A 16865-nucleotide genomic window follows, 5' to 3' on the forward strand; every position below is an offset into this window, starting at 1 on the left:
GAGCTGAACTGTGAGACTAGATCAGCTCCGGGAAGGCGAACAGTTGAGCGGTCTTCCTTTACTCGATCTTGGCCTCTCCGGGCCCTGATACCCGGATGACGAGGCGAACCTATGATGGCCAAAATTGTTGTTCTGAGGGGGAGTTGTTGACAGTGTCACGAAGATCGCTGGCTTTCGTAGGGGTGGCCGCGCTGGTACCGCTGCTCGCTTCGGCCGCCTCCGCGCAGGCGGCGTCGGGTTCGCTGACGGTCACCACGCTGGGGCGGCACGGTGCCAAGGTCTCGACGACCGTCACCGTCGTCGCCGTGTCGTCCGGTCAGACGTACACAGTCAAGTCAGGCAAGCGGATCAGCCTGCCGGCGGGGCGCTATCTGGCGATGACCGACATTTACGAGAGCACCACCGACGGTCTGGGCACCGACACCATCGGCGCGCAGGTCGTGACGGTGTCGGGCAGCAAGTCGGTGACGCTCGACGCGCGCAAGGGCAAGCCTGTCAAGGTGTCACTCGACACGCCTGCCGACGTGACCGGGCCGCCACGAATCAGCGCACAGGTGTGTGCCGCCAATATGGGCATGCCCTCCGCCTACAGCGCGGGTGGCTGGAACGACGGGGGAGCCCTCTACGCCATCCCGAACTCCTCCAAGCTGCTGCAGTTCGGGTACCTCGCGCAGTGGTCCGGCAAGGACAGCTATGTCGTCGTGAAGAAGACCACGGGCATCCCGGCGGCGCCCGGCGGCTCGTTCAAGCGGTCGGGGCTTGCCACGATGCGCTTCTCGGTGCGCGCCGGAACGCAGATGGGCACCCAGGTCGACACCGCCCTCCAGGCCGCGCCGAAGACCGATGACTGCACGACCGACCTGATGGCCCAGGTGCGCGACGACGACGCCCCGTACAGCGCCACCGTCCATCTGACCCCGGGAACCTGGCAGCCGCGCGACGACATCTTCGGCAGCAACGGCGACGACGTCAGCGGCGGCTTTCCGAAACTCAGGACCCTGAAGGCGGGGCAGAGCTTCACCCAGTCCTTCGGCCGGGCCGTATGGGGCCCCATGCGCAACCTGCCGCTGCTCGGGCAGAAGTCCGTCACCTTCTCTCCGGACACCATGATCGGCGACCTCGACATCGGCGGCGACTGGGGGGACGTCACGAAGGAGACGGTGGCCCTGTCCAAGGGCAGCACCACCGTCAAGAAGCAGACGCTGACCGACTGGCGCGTCGGGCCCGCCGAGTTCGACGCCCCTGTCCGCTCGGCCGGCTGGTACCGCCTGACCGTCGACGCCCACCGCTACCGCCCGGGCATCACCTTCCCGGCCGGCATGCTGTCGCCGCGGGCGACCCTCGACTGGCACTTCAAGGTGTCCGACCCGGCCAAGGCGATGGTCGCTCCCGTCTTTCTGACCCGCTTTCTGCCCACCGGGCTGAACAGCCACAACCAGGCAGCGCCGAACACCACCACGACGGTCGACGTGAGCGCCGGGCGGCCCTCCCAGGGCCCCGACACCAAGCTCACCAAGGTGACCGCCAAGTCCGTCCGCGTCTGGTCGTCCGCCGACGGCGGCAAGACCTGGAAGGCGGCGACCGTCAAGCACTCCGGCTCGACCTGGCAGGCGACCGTCCACAACCCGGCGTCGGGCGCCGTCGCCCTGCGCTCCGAGGTGACGGACTCCGCCGGAGACAGCTCGGTGGAGACGGTGTACCGGGCGTACGCCATAGGCTGAGAGCGCGGGTTCCCTTCTCGTCGTCCGCTCTATCGTGAAACCCCAGGTCAGCGGCCTGGGGTTTTTCGTTGTCCCGTCCAATGTGGAGTGTCGTGCCCTGTGCTGTGCTCAGGCGGGCCGGGTGGGGGCTCGTAGTTCCGTCCTGTATCCCGCTCTGGAGTAGGAGCCGTCGGCGGCGTGACGCGGACGCGCCGCAGGGCCACCGACCTGGACGCGGAATTGTCATGATTCGGGCATGAAGCGGATTGAATCGGCCGAACTGGGTGGCGAACGAGGCGTCGAGCGCCTCGGTCCGGTGACGATGAGTCCGCTACGGAACGCACAGACCGGACCGGGGAGGACGCATGGGCAAGCAGGTCAAGTGTGGGTCGACCCAGACCAAGACCGGCAAACGGTGCCAGAATCCGGCGATGATCGGCTACTCCCGCTGCCAGTTGCACCGAGGCGAGTGGACTCCGCCGCAGCGGAAGAAGACCAAGAAGCGCTGACCTGGGGTCTGGTCGCCGGAGCGTCTCGATGCCATAGGGAGAAGCCGTGTCCCGGGGCGGACGGGCCCATCAGGAAACCACCCCGTGGCGGTGCTCGCGAGGCGGTTCCGGGCGCTGTGCGGTCAGCTGTCGGAGAGCCAGTCCACCAAGTCGTAGACGGTATGGCAGTAGGGGTCATGGACGTCCTTGCGCATACGTTCCAGCTCGCCCAGCAGGAGGACCGGGAGCGCGGCGTGCACCGCTGTCACGCCCTGTAGGGGGAGGTCGATGCCGAACGGCGGTGCGTTCTGTGACTCGGGCGTGTCCAGGTAGAGGCGGCACCTTGTCCGGTCCAGGAGGAGGAAGCCGCGTAGGCGCAGTTCTGGGGGGTTCTCCGGCTCTGGAGAAAGGGAGAACGCGGCCGCTGCGGCGCGCAGTGCGTCCGGGACCTTGAATCGCGGCTCGGCGACGAAGGCGTGCACGAGGGCGGATGCGTCGATCACGGGGATCCCGAAGGCGTCGCGCGGTGCCTTCTCGGTCTCTCGTTCCGGCCAGTCGGCCGCCACGCCGCGCAGCGCGGCCGCGATGTCCCCCGCGGGGATGTTTCCGCCCTGTGTGTCCGTCAGCGGTACGTCGAAGGCGACGGAGCTGTCGAGACGCCGCCCGTCCCAGAGGACGACGCGTCCGGCGTCGGGTCGGTCCGGGGAGGTCATCACACCTCGGGCGAGCCGGACGTCCGGTCCGAATGCGAAGGCTGTGACACGGCTCAGCATCTCGTGCGCCAGCTGCGCCTGCAGACCCGACAGGCCCGTCTCGTCCCATGTCATCGAGTGCTCCGTCCTACTCGGTTCAACGCATCCGGGCATGTGTTGACCTTGTGTCTCCAGGCCGTCGATGGCAGGGTCCTGGTCCGGGCGCGACGGCCCACCCCAGGAGAGGGAGTCACGATGACCTACGGCTGCATCGCCTCGATGAAAACCCGGCCCGGTTCCCGTGACGACGTCGTCTCGATCTTGCTGAGTGGTGTGGACGGTCTCCGCGAGGCGGGATGCCACCTCTACGTTGTCAGCGTGTCCGACGACGATGACGTGACGATCTGGGTGACCGAGGTCTGGGAGAGCAAGCAACATCACGATGCTTCGCTGGAGCTGCCGGAGACGAAGGCCGCCATCGGCAAGGCGATGCCGATGCTGACGGGAGAGTTCACCAGGCAGGGATTGTCTGTTATGGGCGGGCTGGGGCTTTAGGCGTTGTCAGGGCAGCGGTAGGCGCTGGACCTGAGTGGACGATCGCCCCAGGCGCAGGGGCCGTTGCCCGCCGTTCATGGAGCCCTGTGAACGGGCGCCGTCCCCGCTGTCGTCTGGCGCCCGCCGCCTGACGCGGTTGTTGGGACCGCAGTTGTTCGACCAGCGCCGTCCGGGCAGGTGCCCCATGCGGGGGCCCTTGGCCTGTGTCCGACGCACCGTGTGAACCCGCCTGTACGCGGTGCTTGACCCCGTCTCCGGGCGCAGGAAAATTCTTTGGCTCTTCGCGGCAACCTTTTCGGCCCCGCGGACCACTGAGCGTTGTCCGGCCAAGTGGTCCGGTCAGATGCCACGGTTGAAAGAGAGCACAGGCATGCCCCGTGAACGACAGCCCAGACATGTCTCCAGCCCACCCCCCGCGTCGGTCGCGTCCCGCGCCGACGGTCACGCTCGCGGTGGTCGTCCCAGGCATCGTGGCCGTCGGTTGCTCGAGCGTCGGGGGTTGTGGGCGGGCCTCGTCACGGTGGTCGTGGCCGGCTCGGCTGTCGTGGTCAGCCAGGCTTCGGCGCAGCCGAAGACCCTGGATCTGAAGAAGTGGTACGTGCTCGTCAACCGCAACAGCGGCAAGGTGCTGGACGACCGCGCCTCCGCCAAGAACGACGGCGCGGCGGTGGTGCAGTGGAGCCGTCATGGCGGCGCCAACCAGCAGTGGCGGTTCATCGACGCGGGTGACGGGTACTACCGGCTGCAGAACCGGAACTCCGGCAAGGTGCTGGACGACCTCGGCTGGTCGAAGACGGCCGGCTCCGCCCTCGTGCAGTGGAAAGACCTGAACGGCGCCAACCAGCAGTTCAAACTGGCGAAGTCGCCGGACGGCTACGTGCGTCTGGTCAACCGCTTCAGTGGCATGGCCGTCGACGTCCGCAACGCCGCCAAGGCCAACGGCGGCGGTGTCGTCCAGAACCGCGACCGGGGCGGTGCCGACCAGCAGTGGAAACTCGTCCCGGCCGGCAGCGTCGGCAGCTCCGGTACGCCCACCGCGTCGAGCAGCAGCGTGCCCACCGGCCAGGCTTCGAGCAGCTCGCAACCGTCGGCGACGCCGTCCGCCACGACCGGCGGCAGTGGTTCGACGACCCGTTTCATGGGCAGCAGCAAGGTGCTCATCGGCGGCTCGATGTCCGACGACTCGGCGGGCGCCGCGCCGTTCGACATGCGGTACGCCTATGTGCACAGCCAGCCCGCGCCCTCGTCGGACTACTACACGGCAGCGAAGTGCCACGACGGGTGGTCGGGCTGGTGGGGCTGCTGGAACGGCAGCACCACGGCGCCCGGCACGTACGTGACCTGGCGGGACAGCGTGGTGGCCCAGGCGACGTACAAGGGCAGCGCGCGTCCGCAGAAGATGCTCTGGACCTGGTACTCGCTGCGCGACCTCGGGGATGCGGCAGGCCAGGGCGACGGTCCGGGCGAGGTCAAGGCCATCAACAGGACCGACCTGCTCACCCGGTACCTGAATGACTACCGCTTCTTCCTCCAGAAGATCGGCACGTCGCACGACGCGATCGACCTCGAACCCGACTTCTGGGGCTACGTCCGGTCGCTCGGCAATCCGCACCAGGTCGCCGCACAGGTCACGGCCTCGAACCCGACGGACTGCGGGTCGCAGGAGAACAGCGCCACCGGCCTGGCCCAGTGCCTGATCTCGATGGCGCACAAGTACGCGCCGAACACCGCTGTGGGGCTGCACCTCTCCTGCTTCGACTGGGAGAGCAACATCCAGAAATGCGTCACGGACTACGCGAACCTCGGTGCGAAGAACGCCGACTTCCTGGTCAGCGACGTGTCGGACCGCGACGCGGGCTGGTACGCACAGCCGGCCCACGGCGGCAGTGACCACTTCTGGACCGACCAGAAGGCCGCCGCCGCGCTGCAGTTCTACAAGACGATGGCCGAGTCCGTGGGCAAGCCGGTGGTCCTGTGGCAGATCCCCGTGGGCAACATGGCGCAGAACAACACCCTCAACCATTACAAGGACGACAAGGTGGACTGGTTCTTCAGCCACATGGACCAGGTCGCGAACGCCCATGTCGCCGGCCTGCTCTTCGGTCCAGGGCAGCAGGAACAGACCTCGGTCGAAACCGACGGCGGAAACCTGATCAACAAGACGATCGCGTACCACAACTCGGGCGGCACAGCCCTCAAGTAGGCGACGCCGACGCAATGCGCCCCCATCTCTTCGATGGGGGCGCATTGCGTATCAGGCGGGTCAGCGCTTCAGGGTGAGCCCGCAGGTCAGGGTGGGGATGCAGGTCAGGGTGAGCACGCCCGGCCGCTGCCAGCGTCCCCCACCCGCTTCCACGGCTTCCCGCTGCCGTTCACCGCGTCGGGACGAACCCTCCCCGGACCGACGCGGAGCCCCCCGAACCCCGCGCGTCGACGCGGTAGCCGTCGCCCGCGGCGCCGCGGACACTGGTGCCGTTGTTGAACTGCGCGGCGAACTCATGGTTCCCGGCCGGCACGGTCAGGCCCGGCTTGAGGACCCAGCGGTAGACCAGCGTGCCGTCGGCTTCCTGAGTGGTGACGGTGAAGTCGGTGCTCGGCAGGGTCTGCCAGGTGCCGGTGTTGTTCACCCCGCCGGTCTGCGCGATCCGGATCTCGATCGTGAGCGAGGTGAGCGGCTGGGCCGTCTTGAGGATGAGGTCGCTCTGCGTCCAGTAGGCGTTGCTGCGCGGGTCCACCGTGCCGGCCGACGACAACGGTCCGTTCTTGGTCTCGTCGGCGGTCGGCGACGGACTGGTGGTCGACGGAGTCGGGCGCGCGCTGCCCGGAGTGGTGGCCGGGTGCGGCGCGACGGGGGTGGGGCGGGCCGGTGTCGGGTGCGGGGAGCTGCCGGTCGGGGACGGGGTGGCAGAGGTGGTCACGGTGGACGACGGCGTGGGCGACGGGGTCGCGACGATGGCGGCGACGGCCAGGCCGCCGGTCGCCAGGATGCCCGCGGCGGCGAGCCCGGCGAGCGCGACCCTGGTCCCGGACCTCGCGAACGGCCGCGCGCGGTGCCGGACGGCGGGACCGGCCATGCCGCGTTGCACCCGGGCCAGCATCCTCGCGCGGTCGGGCCGGTGGGCCTCGGCGGCCTCGCGCAGCTGGCGGTCGATCTCCTCGTTCACCGGTTCCTCCTCCCTGGCACCAGGTCCCCGGCCGCTCGTGCGCCCAGTATCCTTTCCAGCTCGGCCATCCCCTTGGAGGTCTGGCTCTTCACCGTGCCGACCGAGATGCCCAGGGCCACGGCCGTGTCCTTCTCCGACAGGTCAAAGGCGTGCCGCAGCACCACGCAGGCGCGCTTGCGGAACGGCAGCCGGGCGAGCGCCGCGCGGACGTCCAGCACGGCCGCCGCGTCCGGGCCCTCCACCTTCTCGGGGCTGCGGGACCAGAACAACGTGATCCGGCGTCGCTCCCGCACCGCGCTGCGGATCCGTCCCCGCGCCAGGTTGGCCACCACACCGCGGGCGTAGGCGAGCGGGTGGTCGGCCTGCCGCAACCGGTCCCAGCGCTGCCACAGGGCGACCAGGGCATCCGCCGCGAGGTCGTCCGCCGCGTCGGTCTCCCCGGTCAGGAGGTGTGCCAGACGGGCGAGTTCGGCATAGTGGCGTTCGAAGAACTCGTGGAACTCCGCGGACGCGTCATCGAGGACCATCCCCCGGTCGCCCTCTCCTGGCAATGATGTGCGCGTTGGTTGCGCGTTTGACAATGGGGAGCGCAGCCTAACAGCGCCCGACCCGGGATTCGAACAGCGGTCGTACCCGGTTGCGGGGCGGTGCAGGCCGACCGGCGATCTGGTCAACGCCGGCCGAACCGGACGCCGGTCGGCTGCGCGACGACCAGCAGCCCCGAGGGAACGCCCGTGACGGGTCCGCGCCTGCGCCACGGTGGCGGCGCGGCGTGCTTCGTCGTCCTCATGCCCGTCCCTCCGGTGGTGCGAGTCGGCCTTCCGCCTCCCAGTTGCCGCAGCGGACGGAAAGGTTGCCGCCCCGACGCTCTTTTTCCGGCGACCGCCGCACGGCATCAAGCGGCATCACGCAGCGGCACATGAAGCGGCATCGCGAAGCGGCATGGAGAACTTCTGCGGGTTTTTGAGATCCCGGTCGCCGGCCGCCGGTCTTCACCTCCGTAAGGATCACCCGCACTTCAGGAAGCACCCTGACCCGATGAAACGATCTTGGCACCTCGTCCTGGCGTCGGCCCTCGTCGCGGGAGCCGTCACACCGGTGGTCGCGGCGGGCAGCGCGGTCGCCGCGGACGGCGACATCACCCCGGCCGTCCTGGCGAACCGCGACGTCGTCCTGACCGGCGACGCGGTCGTGCGCGTCCCGCCGGGAACCCACACGTACACCGGCGTGATCAGCGGTGAGGGAGCCCTTCGCGTGTCCGGCACCGGCACGCTGGTCCTCGCCAAGGACAGCACCTTCACCCTGCCGCGCTCCCGGCAGCACCAGCGGGTCCGGATCCCGGGCGGCAACCACCCGTACGTCGTGGTCGGCAGTCCCGACGAGCCCGCGGTCACCGTGGACGCGGGGGCGACCCTTCAGTACGGCACCGGCGGTGCGACCGGCCTGATCGGGTCCTTCCCGTACAACACGCCCGGTTACCAGCAGAACCAGGACAACATCCGGGTGGACGGCACCCTGCGTCTGTCGCTGACCCGCCTGTTCAACCTGGGCGTCATCAGCGGCTCCGGCCTGGTCACCCAGCCCCGGAACATGTGGGGAACGCTCCAGATCTGCGGCACCAACCCGTTCTCCGGCGTCTTCGACAACGGCACGGGCGTCAACTTCGCGAGCACCACCTGTGCCGCCGCCCTGCCCGACGCCCGCTCCGTCGTCAACCGCGGTTCCTGGATCATCGACACCCCGCTCGACCACACGGTCATACAGCGGCAGAACTTCTACAGCCACGAGTACGGCAACGACGTCAACGTGCACTCCCGCCCGGGCAGCAAGGTGATCCTCACCGGCGTCTACAGCTGGAGCGACAGCGGCGACGGGGCGGCGCCGTCGCTGAGCGACCCCGGACTGAACTGGCGGCCCGTGGCCCACCAACTGAACAAGCGCGGCACCAACATCGAGGGCGCCGACGTCCAGTGGGGCGACGGGACCACGCACCAGATCTTCATGCCCGGCACGGCGCAGACCGTCTACATCAACCTGCACGCCAGACGGCAGCGCTCCCGGCTCACCTTCGACTACGACGGACCGGTGACCCTGGGCGCGCCCATCGGCGGCGGCATGTATCACGACACCCTCGGCGCTCCCGGCGCCGGGGACGTCGTCATCGCCGGCACCAGCGGCAACGACGTGACCTTCGCGGCAGCGCAGTACTACGACGGATCCACCACCGTCGACAGGCATGCGACCCTCCGTCTCGGCTCCGGGACCGCGGGCGGTGACGGGAGCCTCCACACCGGCGGAGCCCTCGACAAGCTGATCGACAACGGTTCACTCGTGCTCCGCAACACCAGGACGCCCACCACCCTCCCGGCGGTGACCGGTGCGGGATCGGTGACGCAGAGCGGAGCCGCGGCCACCACCGTCACCGGCGCCGCCTACACCGGATTCACCACGGTGACCAACGGCAGCCTGATCGTCTCCGGGACCTCGCTGCGGAGATCCAGCGCGGTCGCCCTGACCGGCTCCTCGGCCGTCCTGGATCTCCGCAAGGCACGCGACACGATCCTGCGCAGGCTGCGGGTCGTCCCCGGCGCGAGGATCCTCCTCCGCCGGGACTCCCCTGAGCTGACCGTCGGTTCGACGACCGCGAAGGTCTCCGGTGCCCGTCTCGCCATCGGCGGGGCGCTCTTCTCCGTCAGCCGGTCCGGCGCCGACACCGTGCTCACCGCTCTCCCCGCCTCCGCCGCGACGACACCGGCGCCCTCCCCGTCCCGGACCGGCCGAGCGGCCACCCCCCTGGGCGCCGCCACCGGCACCACGGCGGACACCGGCACCATGGCGGACACCGGCAGCAACGCCGGTGCCCCGTGGGCCGTCACAGGACTGGCGGGTGTCGTTCTCGCCGGTGTCGCCGCGGTCTTCGCCTTCGTGCGCGTCCGCTCACGTCCGCGTACGTCCCCACGTCACGCCCGCTGATCCCCGGCCGCCACGGTCCCACCGGCCCGCCCAGGGCCGTCGGCGCGCACCCCTTACGATGAGATCGCTGCCACGGTGTGTGCGACACCGACGGCGATCGCCCGAGGACCCCCGCGACCCGGTTCGGTCGGCGCGAGCGGGGCTTCGTACCCGCGTCAGGTCGAAGGGAGACCCGATGCCACGGCATGCCGCGCCCGCGGCCGACGTGATAGCCGCGGCCCGGGCCGGCGATCGCGGCGCCCTGGAAGAGCTCAGCTCCCGGACGCTTCCGCTGGTCCACAGCGTCGCGGCGCGTGCGTACCCGTACCGCGACGACGTCGACGACATCGTCCAGGAGACGATGATGCGCATCCTGCGTGGCATCGGGGGACTGGAGCGCCCGGAGGCGTTCCGGTCCTGGGTGGTCACCATCACCGTGCACGAGGTCCGCGACCACGTCCGCAGGCGCGCCAGGAGGGAGACGACGGGAGCGGCGTTCGACGCGGCCGAGCACCGGCCCGATCCGGCCGCCGACTTCACCGAGGGGGTCATCCTCGACCTGCGGCTGTCCGGGCAGCGTGAGGAGTCCGTGCGCGCGACCCGTTGGCTCGACGAGGACGACCGGGAACTGCTGTCACTGTGGTGGCTGGAGACGGCCGGCCGGCTCGCCCGGGCCGAGCTCGCCTCCGCCCTGGACCTGACCGGTCATCAAGCCGCTGTTCGGGTGCAGCGCATGAAGGAGCGCCTGCACACCTCCCGTGTCGTCGTCCGGGCCCTCGCGGCCAGGCCCGCCTGCGGGGAACTGACCCGGCTGACCCTGGACTGGAACGGGGTCCCGAGCGGCCTGTGGCGCAAACGCCTCGGCCGCCATGTGCGGCAGTGCCCGCGGTGCGTGCGCCACGAGGAAGGCATGCTGGCTCCGGAAGGACTGCTGGCGCCCCTGGCCCTCCTGCCCCTGCCGGCGGCGCTGCTGGCCTGGCGCCCGTGGCTGTCCGCGGGATCGCACACGGCGGCGGCCGGCCACGTCGGCCACGCCGGCACCACGGCCACTTCGGGCAGTGGGGGTTCCGCGACGGCGGGGACGACAGGGACCGCAGGGGGCGCGGGGGCCGCGGGGGCCGCGGGGGCCGCGGGGGCCGCGGGGACGAGCCTCACCGTGAAGGCCGTGGTGGCGGCGAGTGCGCTGCTCGCCGTGGGCGGTGGCGTGCTCGTGCACGCGGCCCCGTGGGCCGCCGTGGCGGCGCGTCCGACCACCGCCCCGACGGCTTCCGGCCCGGCACTCCCGCCCTCGCCCTCGCTCACCGCATCCGCATCCGCATCCGCGTCCGCGTCCGCATCACCGTCGCGGTCGGCACCGGCACTGGGCTCGGCCGTCCCGCCTCCCTCGCCCCGGCCGCGGTACGGGTCCGTGGTCGACGCCGTGGACAGCGCGCCCCCGCCGGACCGGCGGCCCGCCGCACTGCCCCACCGCCCGGGGAGCTCGGTGACGATGACGGGGCTGAAGAGACACCTGGACGGCTACCAGCTCGTGCACCGCGGGGACACGGTGGTACTGCGCGGGAAGGGCTACTTCACCGTCCACTGGGACGTGATGTACGGGCTGCGCCCCGGGCTGCTGACGATGCCCTCGTGGACCGGACTGCGAGGAAGGCTGTTCCACGTGGCCTCGGGCGGCGGCCACCGCATGGACGACCGTCAGCCGGGCGCGACCGCAGACGGCACCTGGATGGGCAACCGGCAGCAAGGACTGATCACCCTCCCGCCGGGAGCCCAGCAGATGTGGCAGAACGAGTACTACTACCTCGACGGCAGCGTCACACTCCACCTCAACGAGACGCAGGCCGACTACAACCTCGACGTCCTGCCCTCCTCCTGGCAGGAGACGGCCGACGACATCGCCAGTCCGCCGGCCCCGGGCTCCGCCGACCGCGAACGGTACGGACTCGTGCGCGACACCGGCCGTGACGACGCCCCCGTACCGCAGTACGCCATCCGCTCCACGCCGACCGACGCGAGCACCGTGCCCCAGCGCTCCGTCGTGTCCTGACCCCGGGCGGCCGCCCAGGCGGGGCGGTGCCCCTGCCGAGGCCTGCGCGTGGAGCAATATCTGTTCTCGTGAATTGAGAAATAGGAGCGGGGTGCGGCGAGTATTCCTCGACCGCCCGGCGGAGCGAATTCTTCACCGTGCACGGCCGATCACCCCGTGCTACTGTCGAACTCGGTTGCAGGTGTGGTTGCCAGAAGGTTTTTCCGACGGCTGATCATCACGGCGACACGGAATGCGCACAGGGTGTATTCCCGTACTCCGCCCTCCGAAGGAGAAACAGCATGGCTACCGGGACTGTGAAGTGGTTCAACGCGGAAAAGGGCTTCGGCTTCATCGAGCAGGACGGCGGCGGTTCCGACGTCTTCGCCCACTACTCGAACATCGCCGGCCAGGGCTTCCGTGAGCTGCTGGAAGGTCAGAAGGTGTCGTTCGACATCGCGCAGGGCCAGAAGGGGCCGACGGCCGAGAACATCGTTCCCGCCTGACGCACCGGCACTGCCGCAGTACTTCGCAGCTGGGGCCCGCACCTGGGTGTGCGGGCCCCAGCTCGCGCGATTCCGGATCGATTCCCAAGGGGATTCCCCGGCCATTTCTCGACCCGTTCTCGCGATTCTCCACGCCCCTTATTGTGCGTACCCACCGACGGCACCTTTCCAAGGAGACACCTTTGACGCCGACGCGGACGCAGTCCGGCATGCCGCACCCCGCTCCCGGGACCGCGGTCGTGGACGTCCAGGACAGCCAGGGGCAAGGGCAAGGTCAAGGGCGCGGGCCCCGGGTATGTGACGACATGACCGTCGAGGTGGCTCTGGCCGTCATGGCGAGTGCCCGGGTCGAGTACCTGACCGTGTGCGACGGGGACGACGAGAGCACAGCTCTGATCACTCTGGCCCGGCTCGCCGTTCTCCGCGCCAGTTCCACGTACACGGACCGGATCCGTCTGCGGGACGTCCTCGGCGGATCGCTGCCCTCGTCCGGCGCACCCGCCCTCTCGTGCTGATCCGTTAGTCAGGGGCTGTCCTGCGGATCCGCCGCGGGCGGGCGTGCGGGGCCCCGCGTCCCCGGCATGATCCGCCGGACGGCCCGTTGCGGCAGGTCCGAGCCCGTCACGGGTGCGGCCGTGCGGCCGTGACCATCGGTCGCGGCCGTCACTCCCGGTGGTGTCTCACTGGTCGAAGTGGATGAGGTCTCCGACGGTCCACGCGCTGACGTCCTTGATCGCGACCCGGTACATGCCACCCGTCTCCGGGATCCCGAGGCTGCCCTGCAGGATCCGGGCGAGATGGAAGTGCAGGTGCGTGGGCGCCTCACCACGCCCGGACCGGTTCCCGCGCGGACCGCGCGCGAAGACGTCCGAGAACGGGCCGAGGCGGTCCGAGTCCTTCAGGACCTCCGCCACCCGCTCCCGCCACACGGCCTCGGGAGCCAGCCGGCCGGTGATGACGGCGCCGCCGACGACCACGGTCAGCGACATCTGATTGCTTCGCTCGGACTCCACGGCGGCGGAGATGGCGACGAGCAACTCATCGGGGTTCGACATGACAGCAGAGCTTATGCGGCCGACCCCCGCCCGGTACCCCGCAGGTGGCTTCCGCCCACCGGGGGGAGTTGCTCCCCCCGGGTTCCTGCTCCGCCGGAAGAGTGAAATCTTCTCTTGCAGGAGTAGATTTTCGTTCCTGGCGTGGGTATGGTTCTTCTCGTAGACAAGGTCGACGAGACCCGCCAGACACGAACTGGCGGATGGCTGAAGCAGACGCCATCAGGATCGCCCGGCCCGAGGAACCCTCGGATCGGGTACCGCAAGACCCCGGAAGGGATGGTGGTCCCCGGTCAAGCAGCTGCGATCCCCCCGCACCCCCCTCTGCGGAGCCGGGTAGCGGAAACAGAAGGTCGGCACAGCAGTAGGGCCGACAGATGGTGTTCAATTTCCCTTCGGGGCCCTGGTGCCGTACGGCACCAGGGCCCCTCGACGCGTTGCACAGCGAGGTGACATGACATCGGACAATCCTCTGAATGATCGTCTGGACGACGACGACTACCCCGCGTACACGATGGGCCGGGCAGCCGAGATGCTCGGCGCCACCCCGGCCTTCCTCCGAGCGATCGGTGAGGCCCGGCTGATCACTCCGCTCCGGTCGGAGGGAGGACACCGCCGGTACTCCCGCTACCAGTTGCGGATCGCCGCGCGTGCCCGGGAGCTCGTCGACAAGGGGACTCCGATCGAGGCCGCGTGTCGCATCGTCATCCTGGAGGACCAACTCGAGGAAGCGCAGCGCATCAACGCCGAGTACCGTCGTGCCGCCGGCGAATCGGCGAACCGCGCCGGCTCCGGCACCGGCTCCGCCTGAACACACGGGCGCGTGGTCGGCCTCAAGGAGCAGTGGACCCCACCTGGAGGAGTCGGCCGCGGCGCACGACCGCAGCCCGGACCGCTCGCAGTGGCGTGTCACCCTTCCCCTGCACATCGCGGAGATGCGTGCGGAAGCCTTCGACCAGGTCCTCGACGGGTGGCTGCGCAGTCGACGGTGAACTCGGCTCCAAGGTCCTCGCGGACATCGCGGCGATCCTCGAACACCCGAGAAGACTGATCACCTGGGGCTGACTCCCGCATCACCCGGCGTGCGGCCTCGGAGACCCGGCGGCAGGTGTTCGCTGTCCCGTCGGTTCGGGCCGGGCGCTCAGGAGTCGGCGCAGCACGGGCAGGGCGGCGGAGGCGGTGTCCGCCTGGTCGGTGATCAGGTGGGTGAGGGTGACGGGCAGCCGCATCCTGTCGCGGGGGATGGCGAGGACCCGCAGGCCCGCGGCTGCCGCCGCGCGGATGCCGTTCGGGGAGTCCTCCACGGCGAGACAGTCGGCGGGCAGGAGGCCCAGCCGGGCGGCGGCGTGGAGGTAGGCGTCCGGTGCGGGCTTGCCGCGGGCCGCGTCCTCGCCGCACACGACCGCGCTCAGTCGGCTCGTCAGGCCGAGGCCGTCGAGGACGGCCCGCACGAAACGGCGCGGGCTGGCGGTGGCGACGGCGATCGGGCCGTACCGTTCCGCCTCGCGGACCAGTTCCATCGCTCCGGGCAGCGCCCGCACCAGACCGGCGCCGTGGTCGCGGACCATGGCCTCGGTGCAGTCCTCGACGACTTCGGCGGCGCCGACCGGAGCACCGCACAGAGCGGCGACGTACGACGCCCAGCCGCCGTTTCCGTGGAGTGCGGCGGTGTCCGCGGGGCCCCACCGGTGGCCGTGACGGGCGGTGAAGGCGGCGCAGGCGCGCGGCCATCCGTCGGCCGTGTCGATGAGGGTGTCGTCGAGATCGAAGACGGTCGCGCGCGGCGTCGGGGTCATGCCGGCGTCGGGTCCGTGCGGCGGGGGCGGGGTGCGAGCTGCTCGACGGAGAGGAGGGTGAGGCCGTGTGCGTCGGCGAAGGCGCGCAGCCGGTCGGGGCGGGTGAGGGAGCCGTCGTCCTCGCAGACCTCGCTGATCACCCCGACCGGTGCGAGACCGGCCAGCCGCAGCAGGTCGACGGTGGCCTCGGTGTGTCCGCGGCGTTCGGCGGTGCCGCCGGGACGGGCCCGTAGCGGGAACACGTGCCCGGGGCGGACCAGCCGGCCGGGCCGGGTGCCGGGATCGGCCAGGGTCCGCAGGGTCAGGGCCCGGTCCGCCGCGGAGATCCCCGAGCCGGTGCCGACCGCGTCCACGGAGACGGTGTACGCGGTCGCGTCGAGCGGGTCGGTGCCGGGAGCGGACGGGACCATCAGCGGCAGTTCCAGCCGGTCGGCGACCTCGGGTGCCAGCGGCGCGCAGATCAGGCCGCTGGTGAAGCGGACGAAGAAGCCCAGGCTCCGGGCGGTGGCGAACTGCGCGGCCATCACCAGGTCGCCCTCGCCCTCGCGGTCCGCGTCGTCCAGCACGATCACGGGCCGGCCGGACCGCAGTTCTTCGACGGCGGCCGCCACCGTGTCACGGCCTGCGTGCGGCCGCGGCACCGAAACTGACGTCACAGGAACCAGCCCCTTCTCGTCCTCGACGTTCCTGCTCGGTCCATCGGTGACGCGGGCACCGGACTTGAGGGCCGACGGGGCAGCGCGCGCAGCACGGCGGCCACCGCCGGAACGCCGGGACCGCTCCGGCGCACCCCGGCGGCAGGGCTGCCTCGAACGACCCGCTCCGGACGCTCCCTGACTCTCATGCGCCGCCCCCGGCACTCCCGTGCTCGGGCGACCGCGTCCTCCCCCTCGTCGCTCTCGCGGTGGGCAAGGGCGCCCCCGGCAGGGACGGCGGTCCGCACGGGACCGGGCGGCGTGCCCCGTCCGGCGGAACGGTGCGGGGGCCGTCGGCCGGCGGGGCCGGTCCTGAGCGCCGGGCTCACCGCCGAACGGCGGCGACGGCATCCGCCGATCGGGGGGCGTGGGCCGTGTGCCGCTACGCCGCGCGCGGGCCCGGGGCGGAGCTCTGTTCCTCCTCGGGCCAGAAGGCTTCGTCGTCCCCGAAGTCCGGGGCTCGGAAGGGGTTCGTCGTCGGAGCCGACGAGGTCGGCGCGGTGCAGCGGGTCTGCTCTTCCAGGGCGGAGAACAGCGAGGTCAGATCGATGAGGGGGCTCGCTTTCGGGGGGCGGGGACAGCGGTCCTACAGCTTGGTCATCTTGGTGTACGGGTCCAGGATCCGTACTTGCTCCGAGCCGAAATTCACGAGTACCGCGATGCCGTCCTCGATGCCGACCACCCGGCCGAGGCCGTGCACGTCGTGGGTGACCTGGTCACCCACGGCGAAGTGCTTGGGAGTCGGCGTGGCCGGGGCCTTGAAGGGACTGGTGGGCAAATGACGCTTCGATGCAGCAGGCTTTGTCATGTTGCCCCTAGTATGCGCCTACGGACCGCGCCGATGGCTGCCTCGCCGATCGTCGACTTCACACACGCAGGCAGGAGCCGAGTCATACGGCGGACGCACATCCTTGGAGGCAATACCTCGTGCTGATCGCTCAGCGTCCCTCGTTGACCGAAGAGGTCGTCGACGAGTTCCGCTCCCGGTTCGTGATCGAGCCGCTGGAGCCGGGCTTCGGCTACACCCTCGGCAACTCCCTGCGCCGTACCCTCCTGTCGTCCATCCCGGGTGCCGCTGTCACCAGCATCCGCATCGACGGTGTCCTGCACGAGTTCACCACCGTGCCGGGCGTCAAGGAGGACATCACCGACCTGATCCTGAACATCAAGCAGCTGGTCGTCTCCTCGGAGCACGACGAGCCGGTCGTGATGTACCTGCGCAAGCAGGGTCCGGGTCTG

General features: G+C 70.4%; 17 protein-coding genes and 1 pseudogene. 11 read left to right on the forward strand and 7 right to left on the reverse strand.

All coding sequences use genetic code 11. The annotated features are described in order from the left end of the window. The first annotated feature begins 152 nt into the window (after nt 1-152). Nucleotides 153-1721 carry a hypothetical protein gene (locus tag AB0G52_RS04665; RefSeq protein ID WP_361333636.1) on the forward strand — a complete coding sequence of 523 codons (1569 nt, stop codon included), beginning with the start codon at nt 153-155 and terminating at the stop codon, nt 1719-1721. A gap of 344 nt (nt 1722-2065) precedes the next feature. Further along, nucleotides 2066-2209, forward strand: coding sequence for a hypothetical protein (locus AB0G52_RS04670; RefSeq protein ID WP_165939335.1), 144 nt, complete (start codon nt 2066-2068; stop codon nt 2207-2209). 122 nt (nt 2210-2331) lie between these two features. Here the strand turns inward: AB0G52_RS04670 and AB0G52_RS04675 are convergent, their stop codons facing one another. Then, complete coding sequence (locus tag AB0G52_RS04675; protein ID WP_361333639.1) at nt 2332-3015, reverse strand: hypothetical protein; 684 nt, start codon at nt 3013-3015, stop codon at nt 2332-2334. 120 nt (nt 3016-3135) lie between these two features. On the opposite strand from AB0G52_RS04675, the gene AB0G52_RS04680 reads away from it, so the two are divergent. Both AB0G52_RS04680 and AB0G52_RS04685 read left to right on the forward strand, forming a co-directional pair. Next, nucleotides 3136-3435, forward strand: a complete 300-nt coding sequence (locus tag AB0G52_RS04680) for an antibiotic biosynthesis monooxygenase (RefSeq protein ID WP_361333642.1) — start codon at nt 3136-3138, stop codon at nt 3433-3435. Between the two features lie 481 nt (nt 3436-3916). Further along, the gene (locus AB0G52_RS04685; RefSeq protein WP_361333645.1) at nt 3917-5638 is read left to right on the forward strand and encodes an RICIN domain-containing protein; all 1722 of its coding nucleotides are present in this window, start codon (nt 3917-3919) and stop codon (nt 5636-5638) included. A 169-nt stretch (nt 5639-5807) separates the two neighbouring features. Here the strand turns inward: AB0G52_RS04685 and AB0G52_RS04690 are convergent, their stop codons facing one another. Both AB0G52_RS04690 and AB0G52_RS04695 read right to left on the reverse strand, forming a co-directional pair. Next, nucleotides 5808-6599, reverse strand: a complete 792-nt coding sequence (locus tag AB0G52_RS04690; RefSeq protein ID WP_361333648.1) for a hypothetical protein — start codon at nt 6597-6599, stop codon at nt 5808-5810. After that, nucleotides 6596-7126, reverse strand: coding sequence for a SigE family RNA polymerase sigma factor (locus AB0G52_RS04695; RefSeq protein ID WP_132888561.1), 531 nt, complete (start codon nt 7124-7126; stop codon nt 6596-6598). The genes AB0G52_RS04690 and AB0G52_RS04695 overlap by 4 nt, the downstream gene beginning before the upstream one ends. 511 nt (nt 7127-7637) lie before the next feature. Here AB0G52_RS04695 and AB0G52_RS04700 point away from each other — a divergent pair. From AB0G52_RS04700 to AB0G52_RS04715, 4 genes are all read left to right on the forward strand, one after another. After that, a complete protein-coding gene (locus AB0G52_RS04700; RefSeq protein ID WP_361333651.1) occupies nt 7638-9572 on the forward strand; it encodes an autotransporter in 1935 nt (644 codons plus the stop codon). 175 nt (nt 9573-9747) lie between these two features. After that, nucleotides 9748-11598, forward strand: a complete 1851-nt coding sequence (locus AB0G52_RS04705) for a sigma-70 family RNA polymerase sigma factor (RefSeq protein WP_361333654.1) — start codon at nt 9748-9750, stop codon at nt 11596-11598. Nucleotides 11599-11879: 281 nt separating this feature from the next. Further along, nucleotides 11880-12083, forward strand: a complete 204-nt coding sequence (locus tag AB0G52_RS04710; RefSeq protein ID WP_132888563.1) for a cold-shock protein — start codon at nt 11880-11882, stop codon at nt 12081-12083. Nucleotides 12084-12292: 209 nt separating this feature from the next. Then, nucleotides 12293-12598, forward strand: coding sequence for a CBS domain-containing protein (locus AB0G52_RS04715; protein ID WP_361333706.1), 306 nt, complete (start codon nt 12293-12295; stop codon nt 12596-12598). A 165-nt stretch (nt 12599-12763) separates the two neighbouring features. Here AB0G52_RS04715 and AB0G52_RS04720 read toward each other — a convergent pair whose 3' ends face one another. Beyond that, a complete protein-coding gene (locus tag AB0G52_RS04720) occupies nt 12764-13138 on the reverse strand; it encodes a hypothetical protein (protein WP_132888564.1) in 375 nt (124 codons plus the stop codon). Between the two features lie 451 nt (nt 13139-13589). Between AB0G52_RS04720 and AB0G52_RS04725 the strand changes: the two genes are divergently transcribed. After that, complete coding sequence (locus tag AB0G52_RS04725) at nt 13590-13946, forward strand: MerR family transcriptional regulator (RefSeq protein ID WP_132888565.1); 357 nt, start codon at nt 13590-13592, stop codon at nt 13944-13946. 128 nt (nt 13947-14074) lie between these two features. Further along, a complete protein-coding gene (locus AB0G52_RS04730; protein WP_361333709.1) occupies nt 14075-14200 on the forward strand; it encodes a hypothetical protein in 126 nt (41 codons plus the stop codon). 8 nt (nt 14201-14208) lie between these two features. Here the strand turns inward: AB0G52_RS04730 and AB0G52_RS04735 are convergent, their stop codons facing one another. The 3 genes from AB0G52_RS04735 to AB0G52_RS04745 form a co-directional block, all read right to left on the reverse strand. Then, nucleotides 14209-14931: an HAD family phosphatase gene (locus AB0G52_RS04735; RefSeq protein WP_361333658.1), complete on the reverse strand. Its 723-nt coding sequence runs from the start codon at nt 14929-14931 to the stop codon at nt 14209-14211. Next, nucleotides 14928-15587: a 3,4-dihydroxy-2-butanone-4-phosphate synthase gene (ribB, locus tag AB0G52_RS04740; RefSeq protein ID WP_207921691.1), complete on the reverse strand. Its 660-nt coding sequence runs from the start codon at nt 15585-15587 to the stop codon at nt 14928-14930. The genes AB0G52_RS04735 and ribB overlap by 4 nt, the downstream gene beginning before the upstream one ends. A 625-nt stretch (nt 15588-16212) precedes the next feature. Beyond that, on the reverse strand, nt 16213-16434 hold the full coding sequence (locus tag AB0G52_RS04745) for a hypothetical protein (protein WP_132888567.1): 222 nt from the start codon (nt 16432-16434) through the stop codon (nt 16213-16215). A 119-nt stretch (nt 16435-16553) separates the two neighbouring features. On the opposite strand from AB0G52_RS04745, the pseudogene AB0G52_RS04750 reads away from it, so the two are divergent. Continuing rightward, nucleotides 16554-16865 (forward strand): annotated as a pseudogene (locus AB0G52_RS04750) (DNA-directed RNA polymerase subunit alpha); the annotation flags it as partial.

This window comes from Streptomyces sp. NPDC021562 (assembly GCF_040640875.1).
Lineage (GTDB): Bacteria > Actinomycetota > Actinomycetes > Streptomycetales > Streptomycetaceae > Streptomyces.

What these genes read in the sequence shown, in the direction of transcription:
- AB0G52_RS04670 (WP_165939335.1), top strand. Translation starts at nt 2,066, where the DNA reads ATGGGCAAGCAGGTCAAGTGTGGGTCGACCCAGACCAAGACCGGCAAA.
- AB0G52_RS04675 (WP_361333639.1), bottom strand. Translation starts at nt 3,015, where the DNA reads ATGACATGGGACGAGACGGGCCTGTCGGGTCTGCAGGCGCAGCTGGCG.
- AB0G52_RS04680 (WP_361333642.1), top strand. Translation starts at nt 3,136, where the DNA reads ATGACCTACGGCTGCATCGCCTCGATGAAAACCCGGCCCGGTTCCCGT.
- AB0G52_RS04695 (WP_132888561.1), bottom strand. Translation starts at nt 7,126, where the DNA reads ATGGTCCTCGATGACGCGTCCGCGGAGTTCCACGAGTTCTTCGAACGC.
- AB0G52_RS04700 (WP_361333651.1), top strand. Translation starts at nt 7,638, where the DNA reads ATGAAACGATCTTGGCACCTCGTCCTGGCGTCGGCCCTCGTCGCGGGA.
- AB0G52_RS04705 (WP_361333654.1), top strand. Translation starts at nt 9,748, where the DNA reads ATGCCACGGCATGCCGCGCCCGCGGCCGACGTGATAGCCGCGGCCCGG.
- AB0G52_RS04710 (WP_132888563.1), top strand. Translation starts at nt 11,880, where the DNA reads ATGGCTACCGGGACTGTGAAGTGGTTCAACGCGGAAAAGGGCTTCGGC.
- AB0G52_RS04715 (WP_361333706.1), top strand. Translation starts at nt 12,293, where the DNA reads ATGCCGCACCCCGCTCCCGGGACCGCGGTCGTGGACGTCCAGGACAGC.
- AB0G52_RS04720 (WP_132888564.1), bottom strand. Translation starts at nt 13,138, where the DNA reads ATGTCGAACCCCGATGAGTTGCTCGTCGCCATCTCCGCCGCCGTGGAG.
- AB0G52_RS04725 (WP_132888565.1), top strand. Translation starts at nt 13,590, where the DNA reads ATGACATCGGACAATCCTCTGAATGATCGTCTGGACGACGACGACTAC.
- AB0G52_RS04735 (WP_361333658.1), bottom strand. Translation starts at nt 14,931, where the DNA reads ATGACCCCGACGCCGCGCGCGACCGTCTTCGATCTCGACGACACCCTC.
- AB0G52_RS04745 (WP_132888567.1), bottom strand. Translation starts at nt 16,434, where the DNA reads ATGACAAAGCCTGCTGCATCGAAGCGTCATTTGCCCACCAGTCCCTTC.